Source organism: Sedimentimonas flavescens (assembly GCF_019264375.1).
Lineage (GTDB): Bacteria > Pseudomonadota > Alphaproteobacteria > Rhodobacterales > Rhodobacteraceae > Rhodobacter > Rhodobacter flavescens.
Map to the genome: position 1 here is coordinate 98,079 of NZ_JAHVAI010000003.1, position 17,980 is coordinate 116,058.

Genomic DNA, 17,980 nt, shown 5'->3' on the forward strand with positions numbered 1-17,980 from the left:
TCTTGAACTTAGAGCGACGTGTTCGCTCTGGTTCGGCAGGCGCGAGTTGAAATGAGTCTTTTGCGGTGCATGCAACGCGCACGGCAGTCAATACCTTGAGGAAACGTAAAATGCCAGATCAAGCGTCGGACGCGATCATTGTGCGAAGAGGTGATCGGGTTGGATCCGGTGAGGTAGCATCAATGTCTCCCCGTGCCTTCGTCGAAACACTGGCCTCAAACAAAATCAAAGGTTTCCTGGGGACCATCGACGCAGACGGCACCTATTTGACCGAAATGGCCAAGAGCTTGACCGCGCAAACGACGAACGTGGCAACAGATTACCGCGACCGTTTTCTGGTCGAGCTTATTCAAAACGCATACGACGCGCAGCCCGCCGGACAGAGTGACGGTCGGATTAACGTTACGCTTGATCTCAGGGCGGGCGAACACGGGGCTCTCTACATCGCTAACACGGGCCTGCCCTTTACGTCTCACAACGTAAAGTCGCTTTCCGACATCGCTTTGTCGGCTAAGTTCGTCGGTCAATCTATAGGCAACAAGGGCCTCGGATTTCGTAGCGTCATTCAAATCACCGATGATCCACAGATATTTTCTCAGAATATGGACCGGGTTGCTCGTGACCGTTTTCAGGGCTTTTGCTTTAGGTTCGCCGCGCAGAGGGACTTTGACACGCTGATCGAGAACCCCATCCATCGAACCCTCGCCAAGAAGGATTTGCCCAAATTCAACATTCCGGTCTGGTTGGAGGAGCAGGACCAAGTGGTTTGCGAGTTTGCGCGGCAGGGGATGTCTACTGTGATTGTCTTGCCATTCCGGGACGCCTCCGCGACAGACGCTACGCTTCGGAAAGTCGAAGAGCTTGAGGCACAGGACGTTCCTATGCATCTCTTCCTCGACCGGATGTCGGAACTTAAGGTGCGCGTCATTTCCGATGCCGGTGAGCTCATGAAGAGTTTTTCGTTCTCACGCTCCGAAGAACGGCACGAGTTGCTCGGTCTTACGTTTTCGCGTGTCGCGTTGGGGGCGAGCGGCAATTATTTAGTGGCCCGTAAAGATGTGAGCGAAGAACGGATGAAAGCCACAATTGCGAAAGCGGTTGAGGTTAATGAGTTGGATACCTACTGGAATGAGTGGCGCGGAGCAGGGGATGTCGCCGTGGCTGTTCGTCTCGATGCACCTCATCCGGCGTCCCGTATCTATACCTATCTCCCGATGGGGGAACAGGCCGAAGCCCCGTTCTCCGGTTTTTTGCAGGGCAGTTTTTTTCCGTCTTCAAACCGGAAAAATCTCGACGCCGAGCATCTTCTCAACGCGTTGATCCTGGAGAATGCGAGGATTTTGGTCGCCGACAGTATCTGGCACCTTGTTGGTGCATCTGGTGCAGATCTTCCTGTTTCGTTGAGCGACACAGAAGCAGCCACCGTGGTGGCAGAGCTGATGTCGTGGCGTGCCGTAAGCAGCCTCAAAACCAAAACGGATCTCTGTGAGGCAATGGCTGAGGTTCTGGTTGCCCGCTTTGACTGCAAGAAACTGGATCAGGCTATCATCGTGCCTTGCGTTGAAATGGTCGATGGGGAGCGTCGACTTGTTTGGAAGACGCCGGAACATGCGCGAAACTGGCCCTCAGGGCTATCGGTCTTCGGAGACGCGGCGGTGGCTGAAAGGGCGCGGGAAATGCATCTGTGGCCTATTTGGCCGATGTCCGAAGCGCTAAGGGCGAGATTGAGTGAATTCCTTGGTCAGGGTTGCGAGGCCTATCGCGAAACGCCAAGCGGCGAAGAGCGTGCTCGCCTGGTCGAAATTGTCGCTAAATGTCTTTCGTCGTCTTCGCCAAAGAGCACGACGAAATGGACGGACTACTTCTCAGAATTGCCGGTATTCATGGAAACCTCAGCGAAGAGCCTCGAGGGATTGCGGGTTCTGGTCGGGGAGGATGGCACGCTCTGTCGCGCGATGTCTCATGCGCCGAATTCGGTGCCGGGGAAAAGAGATAATAAGCGCCGTCGCAGAAAGGAAATCGCGGTCTTTTCACCTCCCGATCGACGGCGACTTGGCGAAGCGGATGACCTTGAGATTGAACCTCCAGCCAGGCTGAGAGAGCGTTTCGACTTTTTGTGGAGCGAGCTGTCATGGCACGATGATCTTTCGAAAACCCGTCAGTTCCTACAAGACAACAGTCTCGTGGAAGAATTTGACCGGGAGGCCATCTTCAGGCGCCTTGATCAGATGTTGCGAGATGAGGGCAACAAGGAGGTTCTCCGAGGGGGGCTGCGCTGGGCCTTCGAATTATGGCGACAAGCGCGCTCATCTCCCCGGCCGTTTCGGATGCAACCAACGTTTCGGTTTCGTGTGCCTGTCCAAAATGGAGACTACGTTGACGCGAAAGAAGTGATCTTCTCGGCGAGCTGGCCGGAAGAGACGTTGGGGTCGCTGCTCGAGGGATTTCTCGATGTCGCACCAGACGCTCTGGACGAAATCAAAGGCGTTCGCCGACAGCTATTGGCAGAAACGAAACACCATGCCTTTCTTAACAGGCATATTGAGGATTGGGTCGCTTTTCTCTCTGAACTCGGTGTTCGCCGAGGGCTTCACCCAATTCGAAGGACTTCCCGCAAGGCTTTGTTCAGAGCGGGTGAGATCCAAGATTTTTCGTTTGTCGAGCATTATGGGGTGATGCCTGCTTTCGGCAGCTTCTGGCGAAGCTATGTCCTAAGCGAGGATCAAAATGCCCTCAGTTTACAACATACGACGAATTACCTAATTTCCGAGCCTTTGTTATGGTTCCCCTGCCAAGGCGACTTTGAGGCATTCAGCCCGGCTTGCCTGCAAAAGTATGCGATGCTCGTCTTGAAATGGTTGGAAGCGAAGCCCGATTTCCCTTCGCATGTAGAGGTTCATCATCAGCATTACACCTATGCTGATACCAGACATTGGCCTATGCCGCTTACCGCGTTCCTCCGAGCTGCGCCCTGGCTGCCGATGGAAGGGGGAAAGGCGTCTGAAGATGCAATAGCGTCGACCCTTACTTCAGACATCTGGCTCGGCGATATCGACAAAGAGCTCTTTTTGCCGTTCCTGCCGCGCCCGAGGATAGAAATTAGGCGGTTGATCGAGCGAAGTGGGGCTCAACTCCTCCTGAGCCTGCGAAACCAAGCCGGGTTTAATCAGATAGGTAAAGACAATACGTTGGCGGATCAGCTCGCCATGCTGTCCAATTGTTTTGTCGCCGGAGAGTTCGATCCATTCTATCGGCAACGCTTGTTTAACCTGTATTCAGAGACTTGGCGTCGGTTTCTCAAGAACGTAGCCGCTTCTGGCCGGGCGGCGGAAGGCATTCGAAGGCCGACGGAGGTTTTGGTGCAGCGTGGCCAGCAGGTGGAAGCGGTCAATCTTCATGATCAGGACGACGAGAATCTGAAAGATCCTGTCTATATTTGCGATACGGGTCGACTTGGCGATCTCGATCTCTTGATGGCAAGCGGTCAGCTTTTCTTCAATTTGCCGGACTTTGACGGTGAGACGACAGGGGAAATGTTCGAGGCCCTATACGGAAATCGTGTCCGCCGGGTTTCGAAAGTCGAATACACGCTTCAGGCTGACCACAGAGAAATCGCGGACGTGACCGGTGAGCCGATCAGAAACCTGGTGCCGGAGCTGCGGGCAATGATTGCGGTCGCCATTGAGGCATTGAAGGGCACCGAAGCACAGAGGCTGCCGTCGAACCGCTTGGAGGTGCTACGAAATCTCGATCTGATCATGCTCGCGCAAGCCAAAACCGTCCGCTTCTTTATCGACGGGATTAGCATTGCTATCGAGGATCTGAACCGAAAATCGTTCAGTTTCACACGCAACGATGGCAAAACCTTGATCTTGCTCAACGCGACAGGTGAATTGAATTGGGAGATCCTGGACGGTTGCATTCTTCAGATCTGTGAGGCTCTGGGGCATGTCAGCCTTGCTTCGCATCTTCGATTGCTCGTATCTAAGCGCGGTTCGCGCGACCTTGGCGCGCCGGGCGAGAGTATTCAGGATCAAGTCTCTGCGATGGCCGATACTTTGTTCTTGTCGCAAATTGAAAAGCGCGCTGCGCTCGCTACTCTTAGCGAAGGGTTGGAAACACGCGTGCCTCTCCTGCGCGCGGTTATACATTACGCTGCGGGATCGGATGCCCTTCATAAATTTGATGATCAGTTCGAGGCATTGGACAATGATCCAAGATGCCTCCGGACACTTTGGGAAGATCTGTTGAAGGATACCCCACTAAGCCCGGACATGTTGGACGAGGTGATACGAGATGGTCACTCAGCACGGAACTTCAGGGAGATCCTCGGGTTAGAGTTTGCAGATTTCAACAAAAGCATGTTTGCCGTCGGGGAGGAAATGGATCTCTATCCCGAGCAGCATCGCCGGGCCTTGGACGCATTTGTGCGCGAGAACGCCCTCAGAATCACGCAATGCATCTTGTTTTCAGCGCGCACCTCACTGGAGGCAATTAAGGCGTTTGCGGGTTATGGCGACCTACGGTCAGCCATTTATGAAATCGAGCCGGACGGGTCGTGGCTGGAGTTATACGAAGTGCCGCCCGAGGACCTGCTTAGAGGCCGCGTCAATGCGTGGCTTCAAGAAAACGGCGCGCTTGTCATGGATGATGACTTGGCGAACCCAAACGAGTTGACGGATGTTCGCTTCCACAACGGGACGCTTTTTCTGAACTTCTTTAAGAAAGCCGAGCCGATTGTGCGAGCGTGGTGTGCCAAGATGGGCGCACTTAATCGGGGAGGCCATTTCACGCAGCAGAATTCGGCTGACGCCGTTCGTAAGATGTTAGATCAAGTCGGCGCCCTCGACTTCAAGAAGCTCGACGAGGACATGCTCGTGCGTTGGTGCATTGAGATCGGCGTGTGGCCAGACGGCATGAAAGCATCCTTGAAGCTCGATGAGCTTGGGCTCTCCGACGATGACCTGAAGCAAGAAGAAGTCGAGGCGCGCAAGGTCAGCGAAGAGCGAAAGCGCGCTGCGCGCTCAGTGCCATTTAATGGTCGCATGATCGATCCCGAAGGCGGCGTGGACTTTGGAGTCTTGACCGAAGAAATCCGCGCGTCGCTGCCCAAAGGCGAGATTTCTCGTTCTCTGAGTTTTCAGGCTTCTCTGGCGGCGACTGAGGACGATGATCATCGGCCGATCGGATCAAAGAAGAGCAGGAAAAAGCATGGCTCAGGGGGACTTCCGCGGAGCCCGGCCGAAAAGACTGAGTTTATTGGGCGGATAGGTGAAATCGTCGTGTATTCTTGGCTGAAGAATATCTTGAAAGGTCAAGATGTCGATGCAGCTTGGAAGTCGAGAAACGGCGGCTACATCACTGGTCGAGATGGCGATGACGGACTTGGATATGACTTCGAGGTATCATACGACAAGCAAACTTGGCGTATCGAAGTCAAAGCCAGTCTGAACGATCCTCAGGCATTTGAGCTTGGCGAGACGGAGGTCGCTGCGGCGAGGGAAGCGGCAAAGGGTAGGAGCGGTGTCCGATACAAAATCGCCTACGTCAGCAATGTGTCGGATCCCAAAGAAACCCGAATTGAGCTTCTCCCAAACCCGATGACCGACGAGGGGGCTTCCTGTTTGAAGATGCGAGGCGAAGGAATTCGTTACAGTTTCAAGCGGCTGTGAGTGAACAGGTGTAAATCACTGACCACCCTTGGATTTTCCGGAGGCGAATTGCGCTTAGTTGCGCGGCGATGTTACTTTTCAGTGTCGCGTAGAATTGACGAACATGCCCCGCGTCGCTGAAAGGTGCCCGCGTCTCGCCTCATGGTGAACTGCCTGACGCAGTCGTGAGGGGGGAGGCCATGACTGGCGCGGTCTGTTGGGGGCGGAAATGCGGTCAGGCGAGTTCAACCGTTGGTTCTGACAGGCAAAACGAAGCTTGGTCTCATGCTCCGGGGTCAACCTCCGCACGGACGATATTGCCGGCGGCATCAATGCCGACTCCACGTCCGAGAGACCGGCGCTGAGTAAAGAAGGCATGCTCGACGGCCGAGACTTCGCCCATTTTTTTGGTGAAGCTGTCGAGCCAGACACATTCTTCTTCGCCCAGATCTGTCGTGTCGAGCCTGCCTTCGAGTGCTGCGGTAATCCTGGCAAAATTGAAGGAGTCCGAGCTCTCGGCTGCCCTGCCGATCTTGATCCAATGCGTGATCTGTGCGGCAACTGACCGGCTATTAAGTTCGGCTTCGCGCCGGACCAGAGCCATAATGTCATCAGGAAGTTTGACAGATTGAGCCATGTTCCCCTCCTGTTCCAGCTTGAGGCTGGCAAGATGGCACACTTAAGTCAAGTTCAGAACATAAACGCTCAAGCTTTGAGTTTTGTCAGGCATCGACAGGAAGTCCATAACTTCCTTTCAAAATTTCTGAAAAGACCTGCAAGAATCATGGCGTTCTTTGTGTGACGACAAACGCCCAGGCGTCTTTGACCATCGCGCTGTGTGCGTCAGTGAGGCCGTCTTCGCAGATCAATCTCTTAATGTGTGGTGCACCTCAATCCTTCTCCGGAACATGCGATCCGGAGCGACGCGCGAGATCCATCGCCCGCTTCCCAACGACTTCGATGAGCTCGGGGCGTCTTAACAAGTGTCGTTCTAATCGTTTTCTGGAAAGAAGGACCGCTCTTACCCCTGGAGCAAGAAGCGCCGCGGTGACGATCAATGAGGGAACGTCTGCCGCTGTGCGCGGTGGTTCGCCCATGCTGGCGAGTTCTTCAATCGCCGCTATAAGGTCGTCATCTGACCGAAGGCCGAGCCATCGACCAAAGGTGCTGCCGTCGCGGGCTGTTCTGGCGCGGATTGCTTCGGATCTCGCGCTCAGTTCCCTGATGCGTGCTTCTGTGGCAAGGCGAAGTTGGGCATGCAGGTCAGCGGCCAGTGAGAGTAGCTCCACGTGCCAATCCCGTAACAAAACCCTGGTCGCGGCACCTTGTAGGGGCATTGCCCCGATCAGGGCCGCGCATGCGACCGCGGGGCCGAAGATCACGGCGCCGGCCGGACCGACGGCAACGAGGCCGGCGAGCCAACCGACTTTGCCTCCGGCGAATGCGAGCACCCCCTTGGCTCCCGCGTTCATGATCATCCAAGCCGGGAGATCCGTTAGTGGGACCCTGCCGCGCCACGCCTCGAGGCCTCCCCTCAGCAAACCAAGCTCCAGCGCGAGCTCAACGACGCCCGGATCCGCGATGGAGGCCGCGTGGCCAAGTGCTTCAACAAGGTCAGCCTCTATGCCGGCAATCTCGAAGCCGGGCACCGTGCTGACGAGGTCGGCCCAGTCTTCGCCCCGTTCCCAGGCTTGAAGTGCAAGTTCGGCATTTGCGATCACGGGAATGTCGGGATATTTTTCGAAGTGCTCGGTGAGGTTCGAGATGTTCCCGCCACATTTTATCTGCACCGGCGAGCCGTCAACCATCAGATCCAACCCGGCCGTGTTACTGTCAGGTGCAAGCGACACCGCGCGGCCATCGGCTATTAGACGGTTCATGACAAGGCGCTCAGCCGTGTATCCACGCAACGAGTAACCCGCGGCGTCGGAGGCGAACATCTGTGCGTTTGCCGCGAAAGATACGGGATCGCCGAGATCGTCAATACGACAGAAATCCGCGGCTGCGATGACATCCGGGTTAATCGATGCGGCGTGCCAATACATCTCTCCGGCTGTGAGTGTTCCGGCCAGAAGTGCATCAGTAAGGCCAGCCTTCGTCGTCGTCGGAGGTAGTCGTCGATTCCATGGTGCAGGAGGTGTTCCGGCTATCGTGAAGATTGGCTTTCCGAGATGGCGGGTAACGATGGCCGCGTGGCGTCGAAAAGCGCGCCGTTCGGATTTGGAAAGATGCGCCATCTTCGACTCGGGCGCTCGTGTCAAAGTCCGCATTGAGTCGAGAAAGCCAGCCACCCCTTCTTCGGGTTTCTCTTGCCCGCCGATGGCCAGTAGGACGCAGACCCTGGACGCGATTGCTGATCTGACGACGTCCCCGGTTTTGCCCGCGCCGAGCCAAACGATGGCCCCAAGGCCGACGATAAGCGTGACTGGGCTGACCAGGACGGCGAGAAGCGAAACCAGCGTCTTGCCGCCGACCAATGGGACCCACGCACTGGCTTGAGCCGCAAGAATGTAGGGAGTGAAGCCGGCGTTGGCGACGATAGCTGCAAACATTGCCCATCCGCCGCCGGCTGCCATGGCAAGTTGCGCAGCCTGGTGCGCTTCTTTTACGGCCTCTGCCAACTGTGGATCCTTCGTCGCGGCTACCTGCTCCGCCTGTTCCATGATCGCGGTATCTTGCATCAATGCGAGGATTTCTTCCTCGACGATCGTTGGGAACGGCAGCGGCTCGGTGCCGTGCAGAAGACTTTTGAGCTTCCGGACCCTGCTGGCAGCGTTGGCACCCAGTTTTTCCGACCACGATATGTTGTGAGCAATACACGAGTTCGTCCGTTTCTCCTCCTCAAGCTCCCGGGTTTTGCGGATTGTCGGCGAAAGCCGCTCCGAGGCGCGCACGGCAAGAGCCGAAGCGGACATCCGGGCCGAACGAGGCGAGAATGGGGTCTCCCCCTGAGCATCGAGACTTTTCGTCAGGGCAACCCAGAGGTGGTGGCGCAGTTCATCGTCGGTTACGGGAGATGCCGTGATGGTCTGGATACGATCTTGCATCTGCGCCGCAGTATCTTCCTCGAGCAGCCGCAATTTCTTACCGAGATCTTTCACCGCACCTTTCATGATGGTGAGACTGTCACCCGCAGCGAGAAGCGCGAGGTAAGTTGCGATCAGCACTCGATCGGCCTTTCCGATCCCTGACAGGATGGCCTCGGGCGAAATGGTGGCAGTATGGGTGTGCTTCATGGAATCGCCAATATTCGCAAAGCGTTACCGTTCAGTTTTCACGTAATGCAGTCGTGTGCCAAGAGGATACGGGCGTCTTTCCTGTCGCGATCTTTTGGCTTGGTAAATCGTGGCGCCCTTCCGCGCCGCTTACAGCACGCGATGGGCTATCAACGCTGGAGGAAGATTAGGCTACTGGATGGCAAAAAGCTTGGCCACTTTGGGTTGCGAAGTGCGGTGCACGCGACGGCGTGGTGTGTCTCACTCCCTGCTGACGAATTGCCCTCAGCAGTATCGCGATAATGAACGCGGTGAGCCGCTTGATATCCTAAGCGAGGCGGAGATGTAATCAGATCCCGGAAATCGCCGGGATCTGATGGTCGCGTTTTTTGGGTGAGTGTTCAGTGCCTTGATCGTTTGAACTGGAAAGGCACCTTCTTTCACAGGCTCTCCGTTACCAAACGAGCGCGGCCTTGTCGAACAGGGCAAGCTCTTCCTCCAGGAGCGCAAGGATTGTGTCGTAGTGCGTGGCGGCAAAGTCCAACGCGTCTTCGTCGGTTTCCTTCCAGACGGCATCATCGATATGGACAGCAATAGGACCCAGAGCCCGTTCGGCTTCGACCAAAAGGGGCTTGTCGACGCCGCCGATGTTAGCCGTGAAGTCGGCTTGGATGTAAAGGCCATCAGAAATGCAGATGCTCACGAGTTCGAGGATGGAAGCCTTGTTCGTCATATTAGTTTCCTTGATGCTGGGTCCTCGGTTTTCGAGGAATCCCGTCTGTGTTTTTAATCAGGCAATTCGCCTTGACCGCAGCAGTTGACGGAGTGCGCGCTGCTACAGGGAGGAGATGGGTCTCTATTCTCAACGCGGAAATTTTTTGTTTGACCCGCTTTCTGGTGATCGAACTACTTCGCAATGCGTGCGCTGGTAGCCGGTTTTGCGTTGTTAGTTGCGCAGTCATATCTTCGGCTTCCTGAGCCGCGTAGGGGGTTTGACCCTGTTTCGCGGCAGGAAAGCTCTGGGTCGGTGCGAGTCAGCGCTCAGCGCAACCCACCGCATCCACCGCGATCTGCACCGCGTTTTGCGTGCGAGTGCGCACTTGCGAATGAGCAAAGTTAGTGTTTGGGCAATAATCTGATCTCGGGGGGCGTCGCAGGTGATTGATCAGGCTGCGCGATCAGTTGATTCCCGTCGATCAAGGTATGTTTCGTGAAATCTGCAACGCTCTGAGCCATGCTGTCGCGAGCCGTGCTGAGTCTGGCCCTGCGCGGTGTGGCGGTTTTGATCGCTCAAGCCGCTCATACAAGTAATCCAATGCGGCCCCCGAAAAAGTTCTGGCGGCATGCTCGTGATAGTTCTCCAGGGGGCATGATGCCTCCACAAGCTCTTGAAGCCACGCGCCGTCGTAGTCTGGGGCGTCTGATATCACCAGTTCGCCACCCACGATGTGACGGTATGTATCGGCAACTTTAGAAGCTAACGGAGCAAGGTCGAGCTCTTTGCGTGCAATGCCGTGTATTCGGTTCGCCGTTGGGTCCCACGCACTGTCTGGCCACTGGGCGCGAGGTCGGATCAATGACGACCACGTCTCCACGCGGCCATGGCTGATCCAGGACAGCCCGATTTCGATCGGCCAGCCCCGTAGTGACGATGCTTCGAAGTCGATAAAGAATATCGAGGACTTTTTCATTGTTCAGAGCTTGGCCTCTTCGCAAATATTTCTCCACGAGTTTCCATCAAAATTGCAGCTTAGCGCGTGCGCGGCCGCCCCTGATCCGTCAGATGAAAGCGAACATTCCATGATCCGCCGCTTTCGTAATGTCTTGAAGTTCTTGCTGTGCGCGCATCCGCTGCGCCATTGTTAGCGCATCACCCTGGTAAGCTGCCGCAGTCTGATGGCTGGTCTGGCCACAGGCTGACATCGCCATATCTGTTCCGGCCTGGCCAAGTTTGATGCCGAGAAAAGTATGTAACACCGTTCGGGCGATATGCTCGCCAGTGCCCACCTCTCGACGCCATGCATCGGAGACATAGTTGTAGGCGACCGGTTTTCCGGCATGCGTGATGAACAGGGCGCGCCTGGAGGCGAGGCAGTCCTGCCGCATCTGGTCCAGCCAGTCTGGGTCGCACCCTCGCAGGATCAGCGCATCGATGAACGTGTTCAGTCGTGTGTCAATCTTTGCTGCCCAGTGATAGCCGGTTTTCGACAGTCGAGCATCTATGGCATAGGCCTTGTCGGCCCAGAATAGGGTTTTCCCAAATATCAGTCGCGTGTCAGCGAGTCGCACAGGCATCACCGAAAAAAGCGCAATCGCCGCGGCGCGGTTTCGCTGCGCATGGCGTTCACGCGGGCAAGGGAGCGCTTGGGCTGCGGCGAGGATCGTGCTTGCTTTCTCGATTAGCGCCACGGGCGAATAGCCGGTGTTCTGAAGATGCGCGAATTTCTGCTTCGGCGCCTTGGCCGCCTTTGCCTCGTAGGTGCGGCTGAGCTCTGCAAGAAGATCCACGGTCGCCTCGTCGGCGCCAGTGTAGCGCGCGAATTTCAACAGAGCGGAGAACGAGGCGCGCAGCGTGGCCGCGGCGAGTTGCCGTTCGCGCAGGTCTCGCGCATAGGCGCGCACGGCCGCCTCCGAGAGCTGGTCTGGCAGGTCGGCATCGCGTGCGGAGCGCAGAAGCTGCCGTGCCTTCATCTTGAGCGTTGGCAGCATACCTGCGCTCGGTGCTGTCTCGCGGTTTCGTTCGAAGCCCGCCTCCATGGCGGTGAACGCGTCCTGCCAAGTTTCTGGCAATTGCTCATAGGGCACCGATTTATCGATACGGCGCGGGCGCTTCGTCGCGTTAAGGGCTGTCCCGAGATAGGCGCGCATCTTGACGAGGATCGCTGCGCGGAGCGCGATCGTCGACGGGTGTCCGGGAAAGACCGCATCAATCGCGCGGTTCAGTCTGAGAAGTCGGCTGTGAGACCTGCTATGCTGATCGAAAGTCAGAAAGTCTTGCTGGCTCAGGGCGCGTGTATCTGCAATCTTGAGGTCCTCGATGTATCTCAGAAAATCATCAAGGATCCGAAGGTTGTCGGTCGAGGCCGCGTCGAGTCCGGGATCGCCGATCAGCGGATCCCAGCGCGCATTTTGCAGGATCTGCGCCTTGGTCCGTCGGTCGCGCGCGGTCATTGGCGGATCTCCGAGAGATCGAGAACGTATTTCTGCACCTCTTCGCGTTGAGCCCGAGCGTTTACCCAAGCATAGTTTTTCCGCACGGTGCCGGGCTTGTCGTCAAGCAATCGCTCGAGCAAATCCCACCGTCCGGGGTTCTTCTGCAAAAGCAGGGACGCAAGGCCGTGGCGGAACTTATGCGGGGTCATTGGGATTCCGGCGGCACGCGTGAGGCGTTTGAACCAGATCAAAAATGTTTGATAGAGCAGGGGGCCACGACCACGAACGCCGGGAAAAAGGTAGGAACTGGTGTCGTTGCCAGCGTAGAGCGGGCGGATCTTCTTGAGATACCAAAGAATGGTCTCGAGACCATTCAGGTTGCCGGGCGCCATGGGGGCCCAGATTTCGACGTTGTTCTTGGTGTGCTCGGGGCTCAGCTTGATCGTCGCATGTTGAGTTTGCGTGGACGGCAGAAGAAACGTTGCCTTCGGTCCGCGGTAGACGAGGTTCAAGGCACTCTCGATGCGAAGAGGCGCCCCGCGGGTTTCGATCGCACAGAGGGCGGCAACCGTGCCGAGTTGGCGGATACGGTTCAACTCGAGGGTGGTTGGAACCCAGTCTCGATCGCTGATTTGCTGAAGCAGTTCTTCGGCATCGTTGCGAAACCGCACGTGCAGCGAGAGGAAAGTCATGGTCTGCCGCGTTGAGCCCAGCAGATTCTCACAGAATTTCCGTGATCGATCTGACATTTCCCCACTCGCCCTTTTCCCCTGGGTCAGAAAGCGATTGGATCGCAAATGGGCTTTGATCGGTTCTGGATCGAGACGGTTCCGCGACATGACGACGAAATTCGCTTTCATGTAATCATGGGCGCTTCGGGCAGAGATATGACCTGACTGCCCGGCATGCTTTGACCAGTAGCGCACGGCGGCGGCACCAGCGTCGGGGGTGAGGAGATCGCCCAACGACTGCTGGCAATCGGCAGCCACCGCGCCACACTGAAACAGCGTGCTGACGAATTTCCTAAGCGCGGCGCGCTTGAAGTCACGATCGGATTTCGAAGATGTCTTGACGAATTCCTGCTCAACGGGATCAAACTCCGCGCACGTTGCGTTTGCGACCCAGTCTTCAATTTCGCTGGCAAGATGCGGAGGAATGAGGTCCAGGTTCTCGAACCGCCGCCTTTTGGGCGCGGGAAAGGGCTCTGTCGGCAGCAACGCCAGGATCTCCGAAAATGAGCGTGCCCGGTTCAGTGTTCGCAGAGCGTGCTGAAGGGCACGCCATTCGTTCTGATCGAGAACAGGGATCAACGTGCTCAGCCAGTCTTGACTAACGTCGCGTGGTTCCACCTGGTGCTGGCGCGCGAGGTCGGCCAACTTGCGCACGGGGACCATGACAAATGGCGGGTGCCCGCCTTTGGCGCAAAGCGCGGGTGCCCTGGCTTCCATCCGTTCCATAAGCATCGACCAAGCATCAGTGCGACAACGTCTCTCCTGCGCGGCCTCAATTTCTCCCGTAGCGCCTTTGACGGCGGCAATGATCTTGCGCCGCGTGGCCTTGTAGGCGGCTTCAGATTTGTTGCGCGTCGGATCGAACCCTTGGAGGGGGAGGGCCCGTTTGATCATGAGCAGGTCCGCTGGGGCCTGGCTGAGGGGCGTGCCGTCAGTCAGTTTGGGAAAGCGCGCAACCGCGTTGGCGTAATCTGTATTGCCTTGCTGGCGAGCCCATTCCTGGACATCTTGCAGGGTCATCGCGGTGATCGGTTTTTGAAAGCTCATTTCGACCTCTGATAATGTCCATTAAATGACAAATTGGCCGTTATCGTGAAAACCGAAGAGAGAAATGACAAAAACATATGAATTTTCCGACACCGAATATTCAGGGGTGTTTGTCATTTTGTCTGCTGCCGGTGTCATTGACCGATATTAGAAAATTCTTGCGTCTGAGTGTCATTTTGGACTGGTCGTTTTTGCATTTTGTGGCGCAGGGTGTCGCAAATTCGCTCATCACCGCGGCAATAATGATATGGGTCCAAATGACAGCTCCGGGAAACAATTTGGAAAAATCTCTTCATGCGCTTTTCGGGGAAAGGAACAGACCGGCCGTGGGCCGGACATTCCTTCCTGCACGGTTGGGTTTCTGGGCAGATATACCGGCAGAGCTGGTTCCAGGGCGCAGTCCGGCGTGAATGCGTTCGATTGGGCGCTGAAACCTGGGCGTGCTCCCGGTCAGCCAAGCTTCAAGCTCGAACGGAAAGATCAGCCGCTTTCGCGGGCCCAGAAATAGGTGGTTCACGAAGGTCTTGTCCGCGTGCCTTCCGTCGAACATGCGTCCGACCGTTTTTTCCGAGACCATGGCAATCTTTGCCGCTGTCGCCACATCTGCAAGGGGTTGCCATAGCGGGTCATCATCCACAGGACATGGGCCGAGGAAGCCAAGAGCGCGCCAGAGCCGTTGCCGGGAATACCCTCCGCCGCGCTTTGGGATGTCTACCCGGCGCATGATCTGCCGCGCCATCTCATTCGAGCAAACGAAGAACTCCGCCAACTGCGACGTCGTAACTTGTCCGGCATGCGCTGTGGGCGCGGCGTGGTGTGGCATGCGAAGGTTCCTCGGTGTTGTGCCGAGGAGGTGGGTCTTTTGTCAGATTTCGGAAAATATTCTGACATCCGAAGGATCGGGGCCGAGGCCGCGGAAAGAGCAGTTGCTGAGCGTGTTCAGAGATTTAGGTTTGGACCATGAAAGTAATCGAGGGATTTCAAGTGGATCTCTGACAGTTTCAACGGATGTCTGCGTATTCTCAGAAAACCACCGCCCGTTCTCGCTAAGATTGACCGCGCAGTCTTAGTAAAACTGACCGGAGATCCCCACCTCGTAGCTGCTGTGCAGGCAGCACGCGGCTAAGGTCCGGTTTGAGGCCGTTCCGGTCATTTACCGACCGCACGCCACTCCCTCCGTCCCTATTGCCAGAGCGGATTTGAAACCAATTTCTCACGCTGCGCCGATGGGGCTTTGGCGATCCTCGGGCTGGGACACTGTGCTTCTCTTCTGGTGCCAGCCAAATACTAACAAGCAGGTCATGCCGTCGGCACCGTTGATCTCCGCAGGCAAGTTGATGGACAAGTCGAAGAACTAAACCTGTCAGACAGGTTCACGAGAAGGCCCCGCGATTTGCGGGGTCCTTTTTTGTTGGAAGGGTGCCAGTTCCGGAAATCTCCATATTTTCGCCTGATCCCCGCCCTGATTTCCGGCCACACCAAAGGCAGAGGGTCCGAATATGATGACTGCGCTTTTCCTTTTGTCGCTGGTGCTGGCATGGCCTACAATGGGCTTGTCTGTTCTCGCGTTCGTCGGCTTTGCCTTTCTTCGCAACTACCTTGTCATCCGAGCGCAGCGGTTCGAGGCCAATATCGCCCGCGCCCGAGAGATGGTGCGGAACGGCGCATCCTTCTATCCGTCGTGGTTCCACGATGCCGATGAGTTGGACACGTTCCTGCGGGTCATTTCCGGCATGGCGCGGAAGAACGGCGTTTTGCAGATATTCATTGATGAAATTCTGGGCGACAGTTTTCAACTTAAGCCGCTGATATATCTCGCCGGTGCGATGGAACGGCTCGGCGGCTCTAAAACCGAACAACAGGTGGTTGTCTGGGAACGCCTGGTCGAGATGTGGGGGCGTCTGCCCGATGAGATCAAGGAACGCGCCCGCGCGCAGGAGGTTCGCTTTGCTGCGCAGCAGAAATCTGCGCCGACCTATCGCGCCTTGCGTAAGCGATCGGTTGGTGCGGCCAAAGACGGCGCATCGCGCAGGTTGCTGAAGGTCGCCGCCTGGGGGTGGAGCATAGGGGCGACATGTTGGGTTCTGTTTGTTCTGGTGGCTACGGCTTTCCTGTTTGTCGACGAAAGGCCGATAGACGGTTTCGTGCTTTTCTTTCTCGGCCTCGGTCTCTCCTTGGCCTTTACCGGATTGGTCTGGGTGGCGATCTATGTCACGAATGGCCTGAAATGCGATTTTGAACGGCTTTTCGTGCGCGTGGTTCTGGGTGATTTCTCAAGCTATTTCTGGTTCGTGATCGGCGTTCTTTATCTGGGTGGTGTCGGAACTGCGATCTGGTTCGACGGATCGGGCGGGGGCGGCTTTGAGACCAATTTCGCAACCGGTGTGGGCGGGGCCTTGGCGATCCTTGCGCTGGGATATCCCGGATCGCTTTTGGCTCCGGCCAAATATAGACAGGTGGGCCATGTCGTCGGGACCGTTTTTGCCGCCTTGGCCTCCTTGATCGTGGCTCTTAACGGCTTGACGGTCGCTTGACCTACCCTCAATGATCGCCGCCCTCGCGAGAAGAGCCGCAAAACTGCCGCGAGCTCAAAGGCAGAAAAATCCGCATCGCCGTCATTTTCACAAGTTGCAGGGAACGACCACTTTGATCTTCTGACCGGGTAGTCTTGATAAGATTTGCCGGTCGATCCTCTGAGATTTTGCAATGTTCATTCAGTGCCGTTTTCACGCATGGGTCTACCTCAAGCACGCACTTTGAAGTTGGTAGAGAGATACGTATGGCACTGCAAAACCGCGTCAATCCGTTCGGTCAAATCGTTGCTTCGGCTGCGCGGGGCTCGCTGATGGGGAACCGCGGAATTCTACATGATGAGGACAAGAATATTCTCAAGACGCATGCACATCAGAATTGGGTGGCTTGTGCGCTGAGTTTCAACGGTAACAAGCGCACCCTGATGGCGCCGCACAGCTATACCGAACTCTTCTTCCTCGATGAAGCAACCGCTCTGGCTGCGGGTCATCGCCCATGCGCCACTTGTCGTCACGAATGCTACCGAGTGTTCACGCAGATTTGGCAGCAGGTTCACGGCAAACCTCCAAAGGGCGCATCGCTGAGGATGACAATTGATCGTGCGCTCCACGTCGCGCGAATACAGCGCGGTCAAAAGGTGATCTTCGAAGCCGAATTCGAAGAGCTCCCTGATGGTGCCATGATCTCGATGGACGGGGACTCTTTCCTAAGATGGAACGACGCTGGACACCGTTGGAGTTTTGATGGTTATGGGCAAATTCCCGTCCCGATCAGCGGCTCGGTCAGCGTTCTGACACCAAAGCCAATCATTGCATTGCTGCATGCAGGTTACCGCCCCGAAATTCATTCGAGCCTGCCCGGGTAGCTGCATCCGTTTGCGGCGTCGGCGCTACGACTATGGTGTCGAACTGCGGGCTGACGCCTTTACAAGCTCCACCAGGTCCCGTTTCAGGTAGTAGAGCCGGTTTCCTGCTCCTGGGAAGCGCCTTCCCTTCAAGGAAGACCGCCGGATCCGCTCTCCGGTGCGTTTCGAGGAACATCCAAGGATGTCGGCCGCGGCGAGCAGATCCACATATCCGTGTTTTTCTGGCGAAATCGGCTTTGTGTTGCGGGTGGCTGCCGTCGTGGGGGGCTGGTATCCCGGTTCGCGCAGCTCGTTCAGGCCCATGCTCTCGGCTTTTTCGAGAACAGCCTGCCTGGGGTAGAACTGGGTCCTGCGCTGGCCGGGGAAGCTCCGTCCCCTCGCGTTCTCCTCAAGCATCAGCCATTTGACGCGGCATGGCGGGCACATCAGGATAGCCGCAGCTTCCGCAGTATCCATGTAGCCTTGGGAGCGCGGGTCGATGTTGCGCAGCGCCGCAAGGTTTCGGACCTCTTTTTCGAGGTAGAAGCGGGTATTGCCGTGTTCCTGGAGGGTGCAGATCTCAAGCCCCGACTTTTGGGCCAGTTTTGCGACATAGAGGGCGGCGCAATCGAGAATGCGTGCCGCCTCATCCGTAGAGATGATCCCGATTGGGATCGTTTCCGCTTTAGAATTGTTCATGATTGTTTCCTTCGCAACGGGATGTGAAAAGAACATTGGTTCGTTCGCGAAAAATCGAAAACTCAGATTGGCCCCGAGCGCTGCGATGTCCTGCCGTGCCAAGGAACC

The 17,980-nt window shown here is 56.5% G+C and carries 10 protein-coding genes; 3 read left to right on the plus strand and 7 right to left on the minus strand.

Annotation, left to right across the window (positions count from 1 at the left end; translation table 11 throughout):
- The first annotated feature begins 182 nt into the window (after positions 1-182).
- Positions 183-5,672, plus strand: coding sequence for a sacsin N-terminal ATP-binding-like domain-containing protein (locus KTQ37_RS05715; protein ID WP_218629535.1), 5,490 nt, complete (start codon positions 183-185; stop codon positions 5,670-5,672).
- A gap of 262 nt (positions 5,673-5,934) precedes the next feature.
- Here KTQ37_RS05715 and KTQ37_RS05720 read toward each other — a convergent pair whose 3' ends face one another.
- From KTQ37_RS05720 to KTQ37_RS05745, 6 genes are all read right to left on the minus strand, one after another.
- Positions 5,935-6,288, minus strand: coding sequence for a ParD-like family protein (locus KTQ37_RS05720; RefSeq protein ID WP_218629536.1), 354 nt, complete (start codon positions 6,286-6,288; stop codon positions 5,935-5,937).
- 253 nt (positions 6,289-6,541) lie between these two features.
- Positions 6,542-8,887: a hypothetical protein gene (locus KTQ37_RS05725; RefSeq protein WP_218629537.1), complete on the minus strand. Its 2,346-nt coding sequence runs from the start codon at positions 8,885-8,887 to the stop codon at positions 6,542-6,544.
- 433 nt (positions 8,888-9,320) lie between these two features.
- Positions 9,321-9,599, minus strand: coding sequence for a hypothetical protein (locus KTQ37_RS05730; RefSeq protein ID WP_218629538.1), 279 nt, complete (start codon positions 9,597-9,599; stop codon positions 9,321-9,323).
- Positions 9,600-10,645: 1,046 nt separating this feature from the next.
- Positions 10,646-12,037 (minus strand): hypothetical protein, encoded by a 1,392-nt coding sequence (locus KTQ37_RS05735; RefSeq protein WP_218629539.1) that lies wholly within the window; start codon positions 12,035-12,037, stop codon positions 10,646-10,648.
- A complete protein-coding gene (locus KTQ37_RS05740; protein ID WP_218629540.1) occupies positions 12,034-13,797 on the minus strand; it encodes a tyrosine-type recombinase/integrase in 1,764 nt (587 codons plus the stop codon). The genes KTQ37_RS05735 and KTQ37_RS05740 overlap by 4 nt, the downstream gene beginning before the upstream one ends.
- 292 nt (positions 13,798-14,089) lie before the next feature.
- Positions 14,090-14,620, minus strand: coding sequence for a hypothetical protein (locus KTQ37_RS05745; protein ID WP_218629541.1), 531 nt, complete (start codon positions 14,618-14,620; stop codon positions 14,090-14,092).
- Between the two features lie 697 nt (positions 14,621-15,317).
- On the opposite strand from KTQ37_RS05745, the gene KTQ37_RS05750 reads away from it, so the two are divergent.
- Both KTQ37_RS05750 and KTQ37_RS05755 read left to right on the plus strand, forming a co-directional pair.
- A complete protein-coding gene (locus KTQ37_RS05750) occupies positions 15,318-16,331 on the plus strand; it encodes a hypothetical protein (protein ID WP_218629542.1) in 1,014 nt (337 codons plus the stop codon).
- Positions 16,332-16,576: 245 nt separating this feature from the next.
- On the plus strand, positions 16,577-17,194 hold the full coding sequence (locus KTQ37_RS05755; protein WP_218629543.1) for a hypothetical protein: 618 nt from the start codon (positions 16,577-16,579) through the stop codon (positions 17,192-17,194).
- A gap of 30 nt (positions 17,195-17,224) precedes the next feature.
- On the opposite strand, the gene KTQ37_RS05760 is transcribed toward KTQ37_RS05755, so the two are convergent.
- Positions 17,225-17,974, minus strand: a complete 750-nt coding sequence (locus tag KTQ37_RS05760; RefSeq protein ID WP_218629544.1) for a hypothetical protein — start codon at positions 17,972-17,974, stop codon at positions 17,225-17,227.
- Positions 17,975-17,980 lie beyond the last annotated feature (6 nt).